The organism is Micromonospora sp. NPDC047812, assembly GCF_040704175.1.
GTDB lineage: Bacteria > Actinomycetota > Actinomycetes > Mycobacteriales > Micromonosporaceae > Micromonospora.
Window position 1 is genome coordinate 82582 of sequence record NZ_JBEYRY010000013.1, and the last position, 18808, is coordinate 101389.

Sequence of the window (18808 nt, forward strand, 5' to 3'; positions counted from 1 at the left end):
GCGCGCGGGTGACCGGCACGGATCAGCCCCGGCCGCTGCGCGTCAACACGAAGCCGAGCGGGGTGACCCCGGCGGCGCGCAGCCGCTCCACGAGGCGGCGCAGGTCGCCCTGCCGGGTCCGGTCCTGTTCGACCACCACGACAGCCGTGCCCTGCCGGGCGACGGCGACCCCGCGCTCGTCGGACTCCGCCGGCGGGGCGTTGAACAGCACCAGGCTGTGGTCGGCGCCCTGCCGCCAGGTGCCGAACCGGACGCTGCCCGCGCCGACGGTCACCGGGTCGGTGCTCGGCGCCTTGCCGCTCCCGCCGGCCGCCGTCGAGGTGACCCGGGGCAGGGTCAGCGTGGCGTCCGGGTCGGTGGACGGGCGGGCGCCGATCGGGTGTGGCGACGGGCGTCGGGCCGCGGCCGGCTCCGGGGTGGCGCCGCTCTTGCCGTCCGTCGTCGAGCCGGCCGGCCGGGGCTTCGGGACGAGCGGGCGGGACGGGTCCGCCGTGGCGGGCAGCCGCTCCCGGTCGGCGAGCACGGTGGTGCGCAGCCGTTCGGCGCGCCCGCTGTCGTCGGCGACGAAGACCTCCCGGCCGACGGCCGCCAGCGCCACCGCCAGCCCGGCGGTGATGGCCGTGGGGTCCTCCTCGCGGGCGGTCAGCAGCGACACCCGGGCGGGCTGGCGCACCCGCTCGGCGATGGCCATCGCCACGTAGCGGATGTCGGCGTCGACCGCCTCCTTGCCGCCGCGCCACCGGCGGCTGCGGACCGTGCCGAGCAGCGGCAGCCCGATGGCGTCCCGGCCGTCGTCGACCGACCGGATCCGCCGGTCCATCGACTCCCAGGCGTACGCGAGCACCACGCCGAGCAGGGTCCCGCCGAGCAGGCCGGCGAGCAGGTAGAGCGGGCGGTTGCCGGCGGAGGAGGCCAGGGCCCGCTCGGCGGTCTGGGTGACCCAGCCGGGGTTGACGTCGACCGCGGCGATCTCGGTGCGCGCGGCGTTGAGCTGGGTGAGCTGGTTGTTGATCCCGGTCAGCTCGGTCACCGCGGCGTCGACGGCGCCCTCCCGGGCGTTGTTGACGCGCTTCTGCAGGGCGGCCTGCTGGGCGGCGACCTTGGCGATGCTCTCGTCGTACGAGCGCAGCATCTCCTCGCGCTGCTTCTCGTACATCGTGCGGCGCACGTCGAGGTAGGCCTGGGCGGCGAGGTTGACGCCCTCGACCGCCTGCTCGGCGGTGGGGGCCTGGTAGACGAAGCGCAGGATCTGCCCGCCGGTGGGCACCTCGACCTCCAGCGCGTCGCGTACCGCGCGCGGGTCCAGGTTCCCCGAGTCGGCCAGCCGCTGCACCACGTCGGTGCCCGTGGCGATGCCGCTCTCCACGTTCATGTTCACCGCCCGGTCGGCGTTGGCGCCGCTGGGCGTGAACGCGTCGGTGACGACGGGGCGGACCGCCACGACCGCGCTGGCGGTCACGGCGGCCGGTACGAGCACCACGTAGCCGAGCGCGGCGAGCAGGCCGATCGCGGCGACGGCCCCGACCAGGCGGATCCGGTGCAGCGGGACGCGCAGCAGGTCGGTCAGCGTGACGGTGCGGCCCGGTGTGCCGCCACCACCGGCGGGGACGTCCGTGGGCCAGGTACCGGGGGAAGCGTCAGTCATGGAACTTCTTCACCGTCTGTTGTGGATTTCCAGCGACCACGACCCGCGACGGCACGTCCGTACGGACCACCGTGGCGGCGCCCACGACACTGTCCCGGCCGATCCGCACGCCCTTCATCACCAGGGCGTGCGCCCCGATCCACACGTTGTCCTCGATCGTGATCGGGGCGCGGGTGGCCGGGACGGGCGGGTCGTGCCGCTGCTCGGGAGGCAGGTTGTGGAAGTCGTTGTCCAGCAGCTCGCAGTCCGAGAGCAGGCACCGGTCGCCGATCGTGACCGACGTCCAAGTGCCGATCCAGGTGGCGTTCAACAGGCAGTCGGCACCGACGCGCACCTCGCCCGGGCCGGCGAAGCGGACCAGCTTGTTGATCCGGGTGCGGTCACCGATGCTCACCCGTACGCCCCGGCGCAACCGGATCCGGCCGCGGATCTCCACGCCCCGACCCAGTGTCAGCCGGGGATAGCGCAGCGTGTACCAGCCGCGCTTGACCGCAAAGACGGCCCGCACCGCGAGCCCTCTGCGGTTGCCACCCGCGCCGACCAACGACCCTCCCCACGTCGTGCGGGCCGGCGACGGCTGATCCGTCGCCGGCCCAACGTGAACAATCTACCGATGTTCCGTTACGAACAGTCGACCGTCACTGCACGGAGAAGAAGGTCGACGGCGTTGACCACGTCACGCCGGCGGCCGCCGGGACCACCGTCGCCGCCGTTCCGTCGACCGCCGGGGCGGCCGTCGGGTCGAACGGAACGCTGCGCAGCGTTCCGTCGGTGGCACCGTACACGATCCGGCCGGCGACCCAGGCCATGCCCCGCACGGCCGACCAGGTCACCCCGGTGGTGGGCAGGGTGAACTCGGTGGCGCCGAGGTAGTTGCCGTCGATCTCGAAGTAGCGGTAGTAGAGACCGCTGGCGCCCGAGCGGGTGTAGTAGAGGCGCCCGTCGAGGTAGAACGCGCCGGTCATCAGCGCCGGATTGAACCAGTCGTTGTAGCCGGACGCCTCCCACGGGGCGCCGATCGCGCCGCCGTTGAACAGCGAGATGTCGATCCGGCTGCCCGTGGGGGTGCCGGCGACGGTGTGCGACCAGTAGATCCGGTCGTCCACCCGCCAGGTCGCGCCGGCCGCCGTGTAGTTGGGCTGGCTGACCGTGGTCGGGGTGCCCAGGCTGGCGCCGTCGAACGGCACCTTGGCCAGCTCGCCCGCGCCGGTGCCGACGTAGAGGTTGCCGGTGGTGGCGGTCGGCGCGTTCTTCGGGGTGATGGTGCGCCCACCGGTCAGCGGGAACATCCCGAGGCGGCCGTGGTACTCGTTGCCCATGCCGTCGGAGTTGTGGCCGAAGTAGAGGCCGTCGCTGCCGCGCCAGAGCACCGGCACGGAGGAGCCCCAGTTGCTGGTGCCGGCCGGCATCGACGCGCTGCCGCTGCGGCGGGGGTTCCAGTTGACCGGCATGCCGGTGGCCGGGGTGACCGCGGCGATGCCGAGCCGGTCGATCGCGCCGTTGCCGGCGGTGTCGCTGGCGTTCGGGTTGTTCAGCCAGCGGAAGTGCCCGCCGAGGTAGATGACGTTGTCGGCGACCTCGACGGAGGTGATGGTGTCGTTGCCGGTGTAGTCGACCCAGGTGCCCAGCTGGCCGGTGCCCCGGGCCGCGGTCTCGAAGCGCACCAGCGCGTCGCAGTAGGCGGCCGGCCAGCCCGAGCCGCCGTTGGTGCCGACGACGAACCAGCTGCCGTCGCCGCCGAACTTGACGTCCTGCACGTAGTGCACGAAGGTCGCCGGCGACGCGCACGGCGGCACGAACTTCTCCGTGCTCCAGTCGAGCACCGCCGGCGTGCCGGTGAGGTCGACCAGCGCCATCTGGTTGCGCGGCAGGTCGTTGACGAGCGTGAAGTTGCCGCCGACGGCCAGGGTGCCGCCGTCCGGGGAGACGTCGATCGTCCACACGTACGAGGTGGTCTGGTGGCGCCCGACGGTGGCGTTGACGTTGAACGTCGGGTCGATCGCGCCGGTCGTGGCGTTGAGCCGGCCGAGCCCGGCGTGCGCGGTGCCGTTGAGCCAGTTGAACGCCCCGGCCACGTAGAGCCAGTTGCCGTGCAGCGCCAGATCGCGGACGGTGCCGCCGTCGGAGCGGCCGACCCAGCTGTCGACGATCGCGCCCGTGGTGGGGTTGAGCGCCACCAGGTTCTTGCGGGAGACGCCGTTGACGGTCTTGAAGGTACCGCCGACGATCAGCGTGCCGCCGGGCCCGGCGACCAAGGTGTTGACCGCGCCGTCCAGCACCGGCAGGAAGCTGGTCGAGATCGTGCCGGTGGCCCGGTCGTACGCGAAGAGGTAGCGCTGGGTGGTCCACGCCGCGCTGGCGGTCTGCCGGATCTGGGTGAAGCTGCCGCCGACGAACACGGTGGAGCCGACCTGCGCGAAGGCGCGGGTCTCGCCGTCCCTGGCGTGCGGTGTGGCGTCGGCCGGATTGGCCGAGACCAGGGTCGCCGGTTCGGGCGCCGGCACCACGGCGGCGGACGTCCCGGTGGGGACGGCCAGCACGGCGGCTGCGGTCACGAGTGCGACCACCGCCGCCCGGGTGCGGAGTCCGGCGGATCGCCGAGAGAGCGGGATGTCGGGCACGCTACGCCTCCATGTCGGGAGAGAACCCGCGTAGCGTGCCTGGTCGGCCCCGGGTGGCGATATCCACCGATTGGGCGGTCACTGCATCAGCAACATGACACCGCACGCATAGAGTCGGATGTCCGACTCGCACCTATCACGCTGCGTCGAACTGTGAACGCGTCGCGTCAGCGGGCGCCCCCGGTGGGCTGTCGCAGGTAGCTGTCGCGGCCGGCGCGGGCGAACCCCGCCACCGACGAGGCGTCGTGGTTCATGGTCATGTCACAGGTGTCCGACCGGCGGGTCATCCCCGGGGAGTTGAAGTAGATCGCCGCCTTGATCTTCGGGTGCGCCTTCAGCGCCGCCGGGAACTCCTCGAACCAGCGCCGCTTCGCATCCGGGTCGGCCGCGTCGAAGTTGGTGCCGAACTCGGCGAGCATCCGCGGCTTGCCGACCCCGAGACGGTTCTCGTCCAGCCAGCGGTAGAAGCCGCCGATGGTGGTGGCCGGGCTCTTCCAGACCTTGCTGCCGTTGCAGACGTGGAAGTTGTACGGGTCGTAGCCCACCCAGTCGACGTACCGGTCACCGGGATAGAGACCGGTGTAGCGGTCGTAGTGACCCGACCAGCCCATCATCGTCCAGACCCAGACCGCGTTGTCGGCGCCCGCCGCGGCGAACCGGTCGTGCACGTGCCGCCAGGCGCGGACGAAGTCGGCGTCGCTGCCCTTGGCCGGCTCGTCCTCCGGCTCGTGGTCGAAGCCCATGAACACCGGCACGCCGGTGTCGCGGATCCGGCCGGCGACCGCGTCGATGGTGGCGTCGTACCGGCCACTGTAGACGTCCTGCCAGGTCAGCACCGTGCCGGAGGAGAAGATCCGCGACTCCCAGGCGAAGAACATCAGCCGCCCCTCGCGCATCTGCTGCCGCTGGTAGGCGTCGGGGAAGGCGCCGTTGCTGCCGGCGTTGGAGAAGTCGTGGTAGCGGTGCACGATGTCGAACTTCCGCCCGACCTGCGCCTCCACCTCGGCGACCGCCGCGCCGTGGTCCCAGCCGTCGCCGGCGCTCGACGGGGAGTACATCCCCCACCAGGCGCCGCAGGAGGGCACAAGCCTGCTCGACACCTCGCCGCACCGGTCCGTACCGGCCGAAGGGCTCGCCGACGGGCCCGGGGTGGCGCGGGTGGGGCTGGCGCTGGGCGTCGGCCGCGGCGCGGGGCTCGGCGCGACCGTCCGGCTCGGCGACGGCGCGGCGCTGGTCACCGCCGGCGTGGGCCGGGTGCCGACGTCGTAGCGGATCTCCAGGCGCGGACGCAGGTCGGGATTGCGGTTCTCCGTCGACGCCCAGTAGATCCTGCTCTCCAGGCCCGTCTGCGCCAGCGAGACCGTCCAGGTGCCGTTGCCGTTCACCAGGGCCGAGACGTCCCACTCGTTGAAGCCCTTCGCCACGCCGGAGACGGTGTCGAGCACCGCCCCGGGCAGCATCGGCGTCGGCCGTGCCGCGCGGGCGTCCACCGGGGAGGCGTGCGCGGTCACCGTCGCCGGGAACTCCTGCCACGCGTGCACCCGCAGCGTGGCCCGCACGTTGACCGCCGTCGCCGGCAGGGTGGTCACCGCGAACTGGACGACCGCCTCCCGGCCGCCCCGCGGGTTGCCGTCGCAGCGGACCGCACAGGTCGCCAGCGTCGTCTTCGCGCCGTTGTCGCCGTCCTGCGGCACCATGGTCGCCGTGGTGTCCGCGATCGCCCCGATGGACAGGTCGTCGGCGGCCAGCAGCGGCATCGTGGTGGCCACGATGCCGACCACCACGGTGGCGCCGGCCACGCCGAGGACGACGGCCTTGCGCCGTGGGCCGGGGTGCCGGGGGATGCGGTGCAGTCCGTGCCTGCTCAAGGAGTACTCCCTGTGTGTCGGACGGTGACGGTCAGCAGCGTAACCACGGCCACGGCGTGACGTGGGGACGACAGCCGGACCTAAGCGCGTCTTAACCGTCGCCTAAGGATGCCCCGGACGACCACAGGGGACACTCCCGCCCCCACGCCGTCGGTCAGGCGGCGCGGGCGGCGGCCAGCGCGGCGGCCATCGCGGCCCGGGGCGCGGCGACGCCGGTGAAGTGCTCGAACTGGCCCACCGCCTGGGCCAGGAGCAGGTCGATCCCGGAGACGATCCGGCAGCCGGCATCCTGGGCCGACGCGGCCAGCGGCGTCGGCCACGGGTCGTAGAGCGCGTCGAAGAGCACCGTCCCCGGCCGCCAGGCCACCGCTTGGGCGAGCGGATCCGCCACGCCCTTCGGCACGGTGGAGACCACCACGTCGGCGCGGCACCCGTCGGCCGCGTCGGCCCAGGGCGCGCCGGTCATCGGCACGCCGACCGCGCGCGCCACCGGGCGCAGTTCCTCGGCCGCCGCCGGGCGGCGGGCCACCACGGTCACCGCAGCCGCGCCGAGCCGCCCCGCCGCCGCCACCGCAGCCCGGGCCGTGCCGCCCGCGCCCAGCACGGTCACCGTCGCGCCCGGGCGCACCCCGGCGTCGGCGAGCACCTCGACCATGCCGACCACGTCGGTGTTGTCGGCGTACCAGGAGCCGTCCGGGCGGCGTACCAGCGTGTTGGCGGCGCCGACGGCGGCGGCGAGCGGCGAAACCTCGGCCGCCACCGCGAGCGCCGCCTCCTTGCCGGGCATGGTCACCGACAGCCCGGCCCACTCCGGGCCCAGGCCGGCAACCACGTCCGGCAGCTCCGCCGCCGCGCACTCGATCCGGGTGTACGACCACCCGGTCAGCCCCGCCGCCGCGTAGCCGGCGTTGTGGATCACCGGGGAAAGGGAGTGCGCGATCGGCGTGCCGAGCACCCCCGCCCGCCGTGCGGCCGCCATCAGATGATCCCGGCCTCCCGGGCCTTATCCATGTTCTTCTCGTGTTCCGGGAAGGTCTCGGCGAAGGCGGAGTGCCCCTCCTTGTCGATCGCAACGAAGAAGAGCCACTTGCCGACCGGCGGGTCCATCGCGCCCTCCATGGCCTGCTTGCCCGGGTTGTTGATCGGGGTGGGTACGAGGCCACGCAGCTTGCGATTGTACGGGTTCTTCGGGTCGTCCAGTTCTGCCGCGGTCATGTCCCCGGACCGCTTGGTCGGCTTCCCGATCGACTCCAGGTAGTAGTTTACCGTGACGTCCATCTCCAGGCAGTTGCAGTCGAAGTCGCCGAAGACCCGGTTGTACGCGACCCGGGCGACCTTGCCCAGGTCGTCCTTGTTGCCCGCCTCGGCCTGCGCCAGCGACGCCACGATCAGCGCCTCGTACGGGCTGATGCCGCCGCGCTCCTTCTGCACCCGGTCGGCGAACTGCATCTCCTGGGTCACGCTGAGGAAGTTCTCCACCATCAGCTCGATGATGCTCTCGGCGGTCGCCTTCGGCGGGATCTCGTAGGTGTCCGGGTAGAGGAAGCCCTCGATCGACGGCTTGACCTTCTTGTTGTCGCTGCGCTTGAACCACCAGTCCGGCACGCCCCGCGCGATCGGGTCCTTCGCCGCCGCCTCGAAGTCCTTCACGGGGATCTTGGTCTTCTCGGAGAGCAGCTTGTAGACGTTCTTCGCCGTCCGGCCCTCCGGGATGGTGACCCCGTTGACGATCCGGTTCTTCAGGTCGAGCATCGCGGTGACCGCGCTCTCGCCGCTCATCTGCTTGCGCAGCTTGTACGTGCCCGGCTGGATGTTCTTGCTCCGGGCGTTCCCCTCGGCGGCCTCGATGAACGCCTTGGCGCTCTTCACCACGCCGGCGGTGACCAGCGCGTCGGCCATGTCGGCGATCAGCGCGCCCTGCTTGATCTCGACCGTCACCTCGCCGGTGCCCGCGCCGTCGTAGTCGGGGGTGACGAAGTAGCTCTGGATCCGGTCGAAGCCGTAGAAGGCGCCGCCGCCGATGCCGCCCAGCAGGACCAGCGCGAGCAGCAGCGCCAGGACGGTCTTGCCCCGCCCGCCGCCGGAGCCGCCCTTGCGCTTGCGCACCGCGCCGCGCCGGTGCTTGCCCTTCTCACCCCGGTCCTGCTCGTCGAACCCGAGGTCAAGATCGTCCATCATCGCGTCCGCCTCCGCTGCGCGTCCAGCCAGCTCTGCAGAATCTCCACCGCGGCAGCCTGGTCGACCACCGCCCGTTGCCGTTTACCTCGGACACCACGCTCGGCAAGCCTACGAGACGCTACGACCGTGGACATCCTCTCGTCGGTGAGCGCCACCGGAACGGGCGCTATTACATCGGCCAGTCGGTCAGCGTACGCCTTCGCGTGTACGGCGGCGGGACCGTGCTTGCCGGCGAGATTGACCGGAAGGCCCACGACGACCTCCACCGCCTCGTGCTCGGCCACCAGCGCCCCGAGCGCGGCGATGTCGGCCGGCACCGCGTCCGCAGCCGCGGTGAGGTCGCGGGCGAGGGTCACCAGCGGGGTGGCCAGCACGCCGTGCGGGTCCGAGCGGGAGACCCCCACCCGTACCTGCCCGACGTCCACCCCGAGCCGGACTCCCCGGGACAACTCACTCACGGCCGGTGACTCCCTCGAAATGGCGAACCAGGGCGGACCGCGCGGGTCCGCCCTGGCCGCTGCCAGCGCACATCACGCCTCGGCGATCGCCTTCTCGACCGTGAGCAGCAGCTTCGGCGCCTCGGCGGCCGGCAGGCCACCGCCCTGCGCCAGGTCGGGGCTGCCCCCGCCGCGCCCGGAGAAGGCCGCCTTGACCAGGTCGGAGGCGGCCAGGCCCCGGCTGCGCGCGGCCGGGTTCACCGCGACGACCAGCGACGCCTTGCCGTTGGCCCGGGCCGCCACCGCGACGACCGCCGGCCGCGCCGGGTCGATCTTGCCCCGGATCTCCTGGGCGAGGGTCCGCACGTCGTTGCCGGCCGCACCCTCCGGCGCCTCGGTGCCCACGTACGCGACGCCCCGCACGTCCTTCGCCTGTGCGGCGAGCGCCGACGCGCCGCCGAGCACCAGCTGGGCCCGCAGCTTCTCCAGCTCCTTCTCGGCGTCGCGCAGCTGCGTCACGGTCTGCTCGACCCGGTCGGCGACCTGGTCGTTGGGCACCCGGTACAGCTCGGCGAGGCGGGAGACCAGCAGGTGCTCCCGGGCCAGGAAGTTGAAGGCGTCCATGCCGACCAGGGCCTCGACCCGGCGCACCCCGGAGCCGATCGACGACTCGTTGAGGATCTTGACCAGCCCGAGCTGGCCGGAACGGGAGACGTGGGTGCCGCCGCACAGCTCACGGGCGTAGTCGCCGACCTCGACGACCCGCACCTCCTCGCCGTACTTCTCGCCGAACAGCGCCATCGCGCCGATCCGCCGCGCCTCGTCCAGCGAGGTGATGAAGGCGTGCACCTCCAGGTCGGCGAGGAGCACCTCGTTGACCTGCTGCTCGACGTCGCGCAGCACGCTCGGCGCCACGCCCGTCGGGGTGTTGAAGTCGAAGCGCAGCCGGCCCGGCGCGTTCAGCGAACCGGCCTGGGTGGCGGACTCGCCGAGGAAGTTGCGCATCGTCTGGTGCACCAGGTGCGTCGCGGTGTGCGACCGGGAGATGGCCCGCCGGCGGGTGGTGTCGATCTCGGCGTAGCCGGTCTCACCCGCCCGCACCTCGCCCCGGAGCACGCGGGCGCGGTGCACGATCAGGCCGGGCACCGGCTGCTGCACGTCGAGCACCTCGACCTGGCCGCCGCCCACCGTGATCATGCCGTGGTCGGGCTGCTGCCCGCCGCCCTCGGCGTAGAACGGGGTGGCGTCGAGCACCAGCTCGATCGTGTCGCCCTCGACTGCCGCCTGGCGGGGGCCGTCGACGCCGAGCACCGCCCGCACCGTCGACTCCCGGGACACCTCGCCGTAGCCGGTGAACCGCACCGGGCCGCCCGAGTCGAGCACCGACCGGTACGCCGACAGGTCGGTGTGCCCGGTCTTGCGCGCCTGGGCGTCGGCCTTGGCGCGGGCCCGCTGGTCGGCCATCAGCCGGCGGAAGCCCTCGGCGTCGACCGCCAGGCCCTGCTCGGCCGCGATCTCCAGGGTCAGGTCGATCGGGAAGCCGTACGTGTCGTGCAGCTGGAACGCCTTCTCGCCCGACAGCGCCGGCTTGCCGGCGGTGCGGGTCTCCGCGATCGCCGTGTCCAGGATCGTGGTGCCGGCGCGCAGGGTGGACAGGAAGGCGTCCTCCTCCGCGTACGCGTAGTCGGCGATCCGGTCGAAGTCGGCGGCCAGCTCCGGGTACGACGGGGCCATGCAGTCCCGGGCCACCGGCAGCAGCTCGGGCAGCGCCCGCTCCTGCCAGCCCAGCAGCCGCACCGACCGGATCGCCCGGCGCATGATGCGGCGCAGCACGTAGCCGCGCCCCTCGTTGCTGGGGGTGACCCCGTCGCCGATCAGCATCAGCGCGGTACGCACGTGGTCGGCGATGACGCGCAGCCGCACGTCGTCCGGGTGCGACTCGCTGGCGACGTGGCCGGAGTGCGCGCCGTAGCGCTTGCCGGTCAGCTCGGCGGCCTTGTCGAGGATCGGCCGGACCTCGTCGATCTCGTAGAGGTTGTCGACGCCCTGGAGGATGGAGGCCATCCGCTCCAGGCCCATGCCGGTGTCGATGTTCTTCGCCGGCAGGTCACCGAGGATCGGGTAGTCCTCCTTGCCGGTGCCCGGGCCGCGCTCGAACTGCATGAAGACGAGGTTCCAGAACTCCATGTAGCGGTCCTCGTCGACCGCCGGGCCGCCCTCGCGGCCGTACTCCGGGCCCCGGTCGTAGAACAGCTCCGAGCACGGGCCGCAGGGGCCGGGGATGCCCATCGACCAGAAGTTGTCCGCCTTGCCCCGGCGCACGATCCGCTCGGTCGGCACACCGACCGAGCGCCAGATCTCGAACGCCTCGTCGTCGTCGAGGTAGACCGTCGGCCAGATCCGCTCCGGGTCGAGGCCGAAACCGCCCTGCTCCTGGGACTTGGTGACCAGGTCCCAGGCGAGCGGGATCGCCCCGTCCTTGAAGTAGTCACCGAAGGAGAAGTTGCCGTTCATCTGGAAGAACGTGCCGTGCCGGCTGGTCTTGCCGACCTCGTCGATGTCGGGCGTGCGGATGCACTTCTGCACGCTGACCGCCCGCCGGTACGGCGGGGTCTGCTGCCCCAGGAAGTAGGGGACGAACTGCACCATGCCGGCGTTGACGAACAGCAGGTTCGGGTCGCTGATGGCGGGCAGCGGAGCGGACGGCACCACGGTGTGGCCGTTCGCCTCGAAGTGGGCGAGGTACCGCCGCTTGATCTCCGCCGTCTTCATCGCTGGTGTTCCTCCGGAAAGATCTCTCGGTCGCCGATGCGCGGGTCCTCCCGCAGCTCGGCGAACTGGTCGTCGAACGCCTCGCCCTGGGCGAACGCCTCGTGGATCTCCTGCTCGCGCTCGGCCATCGCGATCCGGACGTCCTCCACGAAGCTACGCAGCGACTCCGCCAGCCCGCCAGCGGATTCGGTCACCGTGCTGGCGATGCCGGCCGGGGTGTACGCCTGTGCGGTGCGGGTGGCCTTGCGGACCACCACCACGCCGACGGCCAGCCCGATGCCGAGCCAGAACAACCGCCTCATCTCCGAGCTCCTCCTGGTCGTGGCGGGTCAGCGGTTGCCGCGCTTGGCGGCCCGCCGCTGCTGCTTGATGGTGTCGCGCACCTCACGCTCGGTCTCGGCGTGCCGCCGGGCGGACGCGGCCTTGCGTACGCCGTAGCCGAACGCTGCCACCTTGACCAACGGGTTGGCGGCGGCGGCGGAGACGACGGTCGCCAGGTTCGCGACGTTGGCGGTCACGTTCTGCGCGTGGCTGGTCATGGTGTCGACCTTGGCGAGCTGGAGGTTGACCCCGTCGAGGGAGGTCTGCACCTGCTCCAGGGCGGTGTTGACGTTCTTCACGGTGGTGTTCACGTCGCCGAGCAGCGGCGCGGTCCGGTCGTTGAGGTCGTTGATCATCCGGGTGGTGGCGTCCACGGTGTGCCGCAGCCGCAGGATGGGCAGCGTCAGGATCAACACCAGCATCGCGAACGCGATCGCCGCGATCAGCGCCGCGACCTCGAAAAAGCCCACGCCTGTCCTCCTCAAGCAGAGTTCCGGGAACCCGACGCCCCCGGAACGCGCGACCGTCCTGCCCACACCGCCGTCCGGCACCCGTGAGGGGCCGGCGGGAGCTGGCGGTCCGCCAGCCCCAGACCCTACCGTCCGTGATGGAAACCGGCTCAGGACGGTGAGGGTGTCGGTGTCGCGAGCGGATCCTCGCTGACCGTCGGGAAGGGATCCTCGCCGGTGAGTGACGGGTCGGTGGTGGGCTGGGGCCGGGTCCGCTCGTCGTCGATCGCGTTGCGGACCTTCACCGACACCAACGAGCCGGAGCACTGCTCCGCAGCGGTCGCCGGGTCGGGCGACGGCACGACCGCCGGTTCCCCGTCCACCGGGGGCGGCACGCAGGCGGGCTCGCGCACCCACAGGTCGAGGGTCAGCTCGTCCCGGCGCCAGCACGTGTAGCTCCCCTTCGCCGGTTGCTCGGGGCAGCGGCTCACCTTCCACGGTCGCCAGCCGTCGTCGGCCAGCGCCCGCTCGTAGACCTGCGCCGTCTCCGCCGGCGACCGCTCGGACGTGGCCGTGCGTTCGCGCAGCCGGCAGTCGAGCAGGCACCACCGGCTGCCGCTGACGTCGTCGACGGTCTGCACCGCCGCCCAACCCGGCACGTCCAGCTCGTCGAGGGTGTCGAAGACCGGATCGCGGCTGAGCGTACGGATGCCGAAGTAGAGCGGGATCGCGCCGAGCAGCACCACGCTGACCAGGGCGAGGATGCCCATCCGCAGCCGCCGCCGCTCACGCATCCGGCGACGCAGCTCGGACCGCGCGCCGCGCAGCCCGCCGGGGCCGGCCGCGTCGTCGTCCGGCGACTCCGGCTCCGCGGGCCGGCGCAGCGCCGCTTCGTCGGCCGGCTCGGTGGGTGGTACGACCGCCGCGGCGGCCCGCGCCACCACCGGCTCGCCCGCGGCGCCCGGCGGCGGCACGGGCGCGACGCCGGACGGCTCCGGCCGCCCCGGCTCGCGGTGTGGCGGGATCGCCCGGCCGGCGGCGCGGTCCTCGGGCCCGGGGCGGGGCGCCGGGGCGGCCGCCCGGGCCACCCCGGGCGGGCCGGCGGGGCCGGGTCGGGGGCCTTCGCCGGACGTCGGCTCGGGCCGGGCCCGCCCGCCGACCGGCGGCCGGACGGCACCGGAACCCGCACCGGGCCGGGCCGGGTCCGGCGGAGTGGCGGCCGGACGGACCGGGCCGGACGAGGTCTGTCCGGCCTCGCCCGGTGCGGACGGGTTCGCTCCCGGGCCGGCGAGGCCCGACGGCGCCTCGGGGCCGTGCGGGCCGGGGCCGGGGCGGCGCGGACCGGGCGGCGCGCTCGGGCTGGCGGCGGCTGGCGACGACCCGGCCGTGGACGGCCCGGCGGCGGTGCCGGGTGACGGCGCGACGGACCGTGCGGGACCGGCCGGGCCGGCGTCGGGACGCGCGGCGCCCCGGGCCGGACCTGCCAGGCCAGGGTCGGGACGCGCGGCGCCCCGCGCCGGACCCGCCAGGCCAGGGTCGGGACGCGCGGCACCCCGCGCGGGACCGGCCAGGCCAGGGTCGGGACGCGCCGGACCCGCCAGGCCGGCGTCCAAACGCGCGGCACCCCGCGCGGGACCCGCCGGGCCGGTGTCCGGGCGCGCGGCGCCCCGCGCCGGACCCGCCAGGCCAGGGTCGGGACGCGCGGCACCCCGCGCTGGACCGGCCAGGCCAGGGTCGGGACGCGCCGGACCCGCCAGGCCGGCGTCCAAACGCGCGGCACCCCGCGCGGGTCCGGCCGGGGTGGGGTCGGGGCGGGTCGGGTCGGGATGGGCCCGGCCGGCTGGGGTCGGGGCGCCGGGCGGTGGCGGTGGACCGGCCGGTGTGGGGCGGGCGGCGCCCCGGGCCGGCGGCCCGGGATGTGCGGTGTCGGCGGGCCGGGGCGGCTCGGCGACGGGTCGGGCCCGGCCGGCCGGCCGGCCGGGTTCGGTGGCGTCGGTGGGTCGCGGCGGCTGCGCGCCGGGCCGCGCCCGGCCCACGGGGATGTCGCCGGTCCCGGCGCCGTGCTGCCCCGGCCCGGGCGGCACCGGCGACGGACCGCCCGGAGCGGGCGGTGCCGACCGCTTGACCGTCGGCAGGGCGGGATCGGTGTGGTGGGCACGGCCGGCCTGCCGCAGCCAGTCGGCCGGGCGCTCCGGTCGGCCGGCCCGGGAGTCACCGGGCTGGCGTCGCCGCCCCGCTTCCCCGTCGGCCGGGCGCGGCGCGTGCGGCGGGTTCTCCGCCTCGTCCGGGACGGCGGGGCGGCCCGGGGTCGGGACCACCCCGTCGTCCCCACGGCGCGTGGAGGGCTGACCGCCGACCGTGGCGCGCCCGGCCCGGCCGGCGGTCTCGTCGTCGCCGGCCGCACGCCGGCCCCGACCCGTGACCTCGATGTCGTCGGGTGCGGCGCGTCGACCGCGGGGTGCGAGGTCCTGGGTCGGTTGCACCCCGACGCCGGGAGGCGCGGCGGGCACGCCGGGCACGGGTGGGGCGTTTCCGGAGCGCGGTACCGGCGGAGCGTTGCCGGGCACCAGCGGGGCGTTGCCCGAGCCGGGCACCGACGGGGCGTTGCCGGAGCCGGGCACCGGCGGGGCGTTGCCCGAGCGGGGCACCGGTGGCACGTCTTCCTCGGCGGCGCGGCGTCGGCCGGTGGGCCCACCGGGGCGTCGCCCTCGGTCGGCCCCGTCGCCGTCCGGCGCCGGCGGGGCTGCCGTCGGCACGGCTCCGGTGCCGTCCGTCGGGACGGGCGCGCCGGCACCGACCGGGCCCCGCCGCATCCGGCCGGACCGGGGGTCCCGTGCGTCGGCCGGGGCGCCGCGCAGCTCACCGGTCGGCGGACCGGCTGGCGGCCGGGGGGCGCCGGGGTCCGGGACGCCGACCCGGGCGGCGCCCACGGCACCGCCGGGCCGCCCGGCGGCACCCGGTGGCGGCGTACCGCTCGGCACCGCCGCCCGGCCGTCGGGGCGGTGCCCGGGCGTCGCCCCGGCCGGGTGCGGCGCATTCGGCGCGTCGGGGTGCAGGGGCACCGGCGCACCCGGACGCGGTCCGGTCGGCGCGCCGGCGTGGGTGGGCGGGGGCGTGCCGGGCGGCGGCCCGGCGGGGAGGCCGGGCTGCGGCCCGGTCCGCGGGTCGGCCTGCGGATGCGCCGGGAAGCCGGCCTGCGGATGCGGCGCGGGAACCGGCGGGCCGGCCGGAGGAGCCGCCTGCGGGCCCGTCGCGGTGCCGGCGGGCGGGCCCGCCGACGGACCGGCCTGCGGGCCCGTCGGGGCGCCCGGAACGGGGCGCGGCCGTCGGTCCGGGCCGTCCGGGCCGGGTTGCGGACGACCGGCCGTCGGGGGTCGACGGACGGGCTGGTGCGGGGGGACGGCCCCGGGGGCGGCGGGTCCGGCCGGCCGGGGTTCCGGCGCGCCGGGCCAGGGTCCGTCCACCGGGCGCGAGCGCGGGGGCTCGGCCTCGCCGCGGCGTACCGGGGGCGCGGCGGCCGGACCGGGGCCACGGTGGGGCGGCGGCCCGGCAGGGCCGGGAGCCGTCGGGTCACCCGGACGCGGGCCGGCAGGCGAGGCGGGCTCCAGCCCGTCCGGCCCCAGCTCGGTGCGCTGCTGCTTGGCCGAGCGCAGGTCGTCGATCCAGCCGAACTCCTCGCCGCTGATCGGCTCCTCGGGCTCGGCCTCGGCCTTGCCCCGCCCCCAGCGGCGACCCTTGGCGCGGGAGTCGCGCCGCTCTTCGGGGCCGTCCTCCGGTCGCTCCGAACCACGCGATTTCACTACTGACCCTCCCCGGCGGTGTCACTGCCGCCCTCTCGCGCCGCGTCGGCGCCGCCCGTGTCCGTCTGTCGGCGGCCGTTGTCCGCCGAACCGCTCCCGACCGCCGCCGCCGAGGGCGCGGCCGGAGCGGGCAGCCCCCGGACGATACGGCGTAGCAACGGCAGCCGGGTGGCGACCGAGCGCTCGGCGCCGTGCTGACTGGGCCGGTAGTAGTCGGTGCCGGCGAGATCGTCGGGGGCGTACTGCTGGGTGACCACGCCGCGCTGGTCGTCGTGGGGATAGCGGTAACCGGTCCCGTGCCCCAGCCCCTTGGCACCCGAGTAGTGCGCGTCGCGCAGCCCGCGCGGCACCGGCCCGCCCCGGCCGGCCCGCACGTCGGCGATGGCCGCGCCGATCGCGGTGGTCGCCGAGTTGGACTTCGGCGCGGTGGCCAGGTGGATCACCGCCTGGGCGAGGTTGAGCTGCGCCTCGGGCAGCCCGACGTACTCCACGGCGTGGGCGGCGGCGGTGGCCACGCTCAGCGCGGTCGGGTCGGCCATGCCGACGTCCTCGCTGGCGAAGATGACCAGGCGACGGGCGATGAACCGGGCGTCCTCGCCGGCGACCAGCATCCGGGCCAGCCAGTGCAGCGCGGCGTCCACGTCGGAGCCCCGCATGCTCTTGATGAAGGCGCTGGTCACGTCGTAGTGGGCGTCGCCGGCCCGGTCGTAGCGCACGGCCGCCACGTCGACCGCCTGCTCGGCGGTGGCGAGGTCGATCCGCCCGGCGCCGAGGGCCGTGGCGGAGGCCGCCGCCGCCTCCAGCGCCGTCAGCGCCTTGCGTACGTCGCCGGCCGCGAGGCGTACGAGATGGTCCTCGGCCTCGGTCTCGAGGGTGAGCGCGCCACCGAGGCCGCGCTCATCGGCGACCGCGCGGCGCAGCAGGTCGCGCACCGCCGCGTCGTCCAGCGGCTGGAGGGTGAGCAGCACGCACCGCGACAGCAGGGGCGAGATGACCGAGAAGTACGGGTTCTCGGTGGTCGCCGCGAGCAGCGTGACCGTGCGGTCCTCGACGGCGGCGAGCAGCGAATCCTGCTGGGTCTTGCTGAACCGGTGCACCTCGTCGATGAAGAGCACCGTCTGCGGGCCGCCGGAACGGCGCTGGCGGCGGGCGGTCTCGATCACCGCGCGCACGTCCTTGACCCCGGCGGTGAGGGCCGACATGGCGACGAACCGGCGGTCCGTGGCCCGCGCCACCAGGTGCGCGATGGTCGTCTTGCCGCTGCCGGGCGGGCCCCAGAGGATCACCGACATCGGCGCCGTGGCCGAGACGAGCTGGCGCAGTGGGGCGCCCGGCGCGAGCAGGTGGTCCTGCCCGACCAGCTCGTCGATGCTGCGCGGGCGCATCCGGACGGGCAGCGGCGAGTCCTCCCCCACCGCCGTGAACCCGTCCACACCGACGGAACCCGCGGGCGTGGGGGGCGCTCCGGCGGGTTCACCGAGGGAGAAGAGGGCGTCGGACTCCATCACGGGAACAGTACCGGGCCCGGCCCACGGCGCCGGAAGCGCGCCGTGGGACCGGGCCCGCGATGATCGATTGCGGTCAGCCGCGGCCGGGGCGCCGGCCCCGGTACCACCGGCCGCCACCGCCGCCGCCACCGCCGCGCGGGCCCCGGCCGACCCCGGCCAGGTAGAGGGAGAGCAGCAGGAGGCCGATGAGCACGAGGGTGTTCCAGTTGAACAGGTCCGGAGCACCGAAGTTGGTGTTCAGCAGGTCGATGAGCAGGGCGAAGCCGAAAACGACCGCCGCGAGAATGGCGAGCATGGCGTTCCTCCGGTGGGGGTTCCCAGTGGGTCGGCGCGGGATGTACCCAATCGGTCCGCTCGCCAATCTCCACCCTGGAGCGGCACGGTCTCCCGCCAGGTCCCGCCGGCGGCCGGACGCCGGGTCCGCCGGCAGGAGGCCGGAGCGCGTCCTAGGCTTGCTGACATGATCATCGCCGACCAGGTCCTGGAGGGGCGGGACGCCATCCTGGCTGCCGCCGGTCACCACCCGTACGCCCGGCACGCGCTCACCCGGGGCGAGGTGCCGCGCGGCTGGCGGCGCGGCGACGCGGTGGGCTGGCTGCTGCCGGCGGAGCACGGCCCGCGCGGCGGCGCGGTCGGCGCCCCCGGGCCGGCGGTCGAGCTCTTCGCCGACCTGGTCGCGCGGGGCGCGCTGCGGCCCGGCCAGTGGCTGCATCTGCCGCGGCTCGACCCGGCGGCGCTGCCCGGCCGGCTGGCCGTGGCCCGGCACGACGAGTGGGACTTCCTCTGGACCACCGTCGCGCCGCCGCGCCAGCCCGACGAGGAGCGGGTGGTCCGGCTCACCGCAGCCGACCACCCGGCGCTGACCGCCCTCATCGACGAGGCGTTCCCCACCACCACCTCCCGCCCGGGCGACCCGCGGATCGTCGACTGGTACGGCATCCGCGACGGCGACCGGCTCGTCGCCTGCGGCGCCGACCGCAGCCGGGGGGACATCGGCTTCCTCGCCGGACTGACCGTCGCCCCCGACCTGCGGGGGCGGGGACTGGGCGCGGCGCTGACCGCCGCGATGACCCGGGCCCTGCTCGCCCGCCACGACACCGTGGCCCTCGGCGTCTACAGCGTCAACGTCGGGGCGATCCGGCTCTACCGGCGGCTCGGCTTCACCGGCGCCCTGGCCCGCAGCTCGGTGCACCTGGCCTGAGCGTCCGG

At 74.9% G+C, this 18808-nt stretch carries 14 protein-coding genes; 1 reads left to right on the top strand and 13 read right to left on the bottom strand.

Translation table 11 applies throughout. The features are described from left to right. Positions 1-22 precede the first annotated feature (22 nt). The 13 genes from AB0883_RS28330 to AB0883_RS28390 all read right to left on the bottom strand — a co-directional run bounded on the left by AB0883_RS28330 (position 23) and on the right by AB0883_RS28390 (position 17894). The gene (locus AB0883_RS28330) at positions 23-1645 is read right to left on the bottom strand and encodes a lipopolysaccharide biosynthesis protein (protein WP_366644351.1); all 1623 of its coding nucleotides are present in this window, start codon (positions 1643-1645) and stop codon (positions 23-25) included. Next, positions 1638-2153, bottom strand: coding sequence for an acyltransferase (locus AB0883_RS28335; protein WP_366644352.1), 516 nt, complete (start codon positions 2151-2153; stop codon positions 1638-1640). The genes AB0883_RS28330 and AB0883_RS28335 overlap by 8 nt, the downstream gene beginning before the upstream one ends. A 130-nt stretch (positions 2154-2283) precedes the next feature. Beyond that, positions 2284-4212, bottom strand: coding sequence for a hypothetical protein (locus AB0883_RS28340; protein WP_366644353.1), 1929 nt, complete (start codon positions 4210-4212; stop codon positions 2284-2286). Positions 4213-4433: 221 nt separating this feature from the next. Further along, the gene (locus AB0883_RS28345; protein WP_366644354.1) at positions 4434-6134 is read right to left on the bottom strand and encodes a glycosyl hydrolase; all 1701 of its coding nucleotides are present in this window, start codon (positions 6132-6134) and stop codon (positions 4434-4436) included. 154 nt (positions 6135-6288) lie between these two features. Beyond that, positions 6289-7113 carry a shikimate dehydrogenase gene (locus tag AB0883_RS28350; RefSeq protein WP_366644355.1) on the bottom strand — a complete coding sequence of 275 codons (825 nt, stop codon included), beginning with the start codon at positions 7111-7113 and terminating at the stop codon, positions 6289-6291. Continuing rightward, a complete protein-coding gene (mltG, locus tag AB0883_RS28355) occupies positions 7113-8312 on the bottom strand; it encodes an endolytic transglycosylase MltG (RefSeq protein ID WP_366644356.1) in 1200 nt (399 codons plus the stop codon). The genes AB0883_RS28350 and mltG overlap by 1 nt, the downstream gene beginning before the upstream one ends. Next, the gene (gene ruvX, locus AB0883_RS28360) at positions 8309-8770 is read right to left on the bottom strand and encodes a Holliday junction resolvase RuvX (protein WP_366644357.1); all 462 of its coding nucleotides are present in this window, start codon (positions 8768-8770) and stop codon (positions 8309-8311) included. Before ruvX ends, mltG begins: the two co-directional genes overlap by 4 nt. A 72-nt stretch (positions 8771-8842) precedes the next feature. After that, a complete protein-coding gene (alaS, locus tag AB0883_RS28365; protein WP_366644358.1) occupies positions 8843-11521 on the bottom strand; it encodes an alanine--tRNA ligase in 2679 nt (892 codons plus the stop codon). After that, entirely contained in the window at positions 11518-11823 is a 306-nt protein-coding gene (locus tag AB0883_RS28370; RefSeq protein WP_132240143.1) for a hypothetical protein, read from the bottom strand. Before AB0883_RS28370 ends, alaS begins: the two co-directional genes overlap by 4 nt. 27 nt (positions 11824-11850) lie before the next feature. Next, positions 11851-12312 (bottom strand): DUF948 domain-containing protein, encoded by a 462-nt coding sequence (locus AB0883_RS28375; protein WP_089000990.1) that lies wholly within the window; start codon positions 12310-12312, stop codon positions 11851-11853. Between the two features lie 149 nt (positions 12313-12461). Beyond that, positions 12462-13085, bottom strand: a complete 624-nt coding sequence (locus tag AB0883_RS28380) for a hypothetical protein (protein ID WP_366644391.1) — start codon at positions 13083-13085, stop codon at positions 12462-12464. A gap of 3005 nt (positions 13086-16090) precedes the next feature. After that, positions 16091-17596: a replication-associated recombination protein A gene (locus AB0883_RS28385; protein ID WP_366644359.1), complete on the bottom strand. Its 1506-nt coding sequence runs from the start codon at positions 17594-17596 to the stop codon at positions 16091-16093. Positions 17597-17672: 76 nt separating this feature from the next. Continuing rightward, on the bottom strand, positions 17673-17894 hold the full coding sequence (locus AB0883_RS28390; protein WP_366644360.1) for a hypothetical protein: 222 nt from the start codon (positions 17892-17894) through the stop codon (positions 17673-17675). 165 nt (positions 17895-18059) lie between these two features. Here AB0883_RS28390 and AB0883_RS28395 point away from each other — a divergent pair, with 165 nt between their 5' ends. Beyond that, positions 18060-18800 (top strand): GNAT family N-acetyltransferase, encoded by a 741-nt coding sequence (locus AB0883_RS28395; RefSeq protein WP_366644361.1) that lies wholly within the window; start codon positions 18060-18062, stop codon positions 18798-18800. The last annotated feature ends 8 nt before the right edge of the window (positions 18801-18808 follow it).

Coding starts and splice junctions, on each gene's coding strand:
- AB0883_RS28330 (WP_366644351.1), bottom strand. CDS start 1,645: ATGACTGACGCTTCCCCCGGTACCTGGCCCACGGACGTCCCCGCCGGT.
- AB0883_RS28350 (WP_366644355.1), bottom strand. CDS start 7,113: ATGGCGGCCGCACGGCGGGCGGGGGTGCTCGGCACGCCGATCGCGCAC.
- mltG (WP_366644356.1), bottom strand. CDS start 8,312: ATGATGGACGATCTTGACCTCGGGTTCGACGAGCAGGACCGGGGTGAG.
- alaS (WP_366644358.1), bottom strand. CDS start 11,521: ATGAAGACGGCGGAGATCAAGCGGCGGTACCTCGCCCACTTCGAGGCG.
- AB0883_RS28370 (WP_132240143.1), bottom strand. CDS start 11,823: ATGAGGCGGTTGTTCTGGCTCGGCATCGGGCTGGCCGTCGGCGTGGTG.
- AB0883_RS28380 (WP_366644391.1), bottom strand. CDS start 13,085: ATGCGTGAGCGGCGGCGGCTGCGGATGGGCATCCTCGCCCTGGTCAGC.
- AB0883_RS28385 (WP_366644359.1), bottom strand. CDS start 17,596: ATGGAGTCCGACGCCCTCTTCTCCCTCGGTGAACCCGCCGGAGCGCCC.
- AB0883_RS28390 (WP_366644360.1), bottom strand. CDS start 17,894: ATGCTCGCCATTCTCGCGGCGGTCGTTTTCGGCTTCGCCCTGCTCATC.
- AB0883_RS28395 (WP_366644361.1), top strand. CDS start 18,060: ATGATCATCGCCGACCAGGTCCTGGAGGGGCGGGACGCCATCCTGGCT.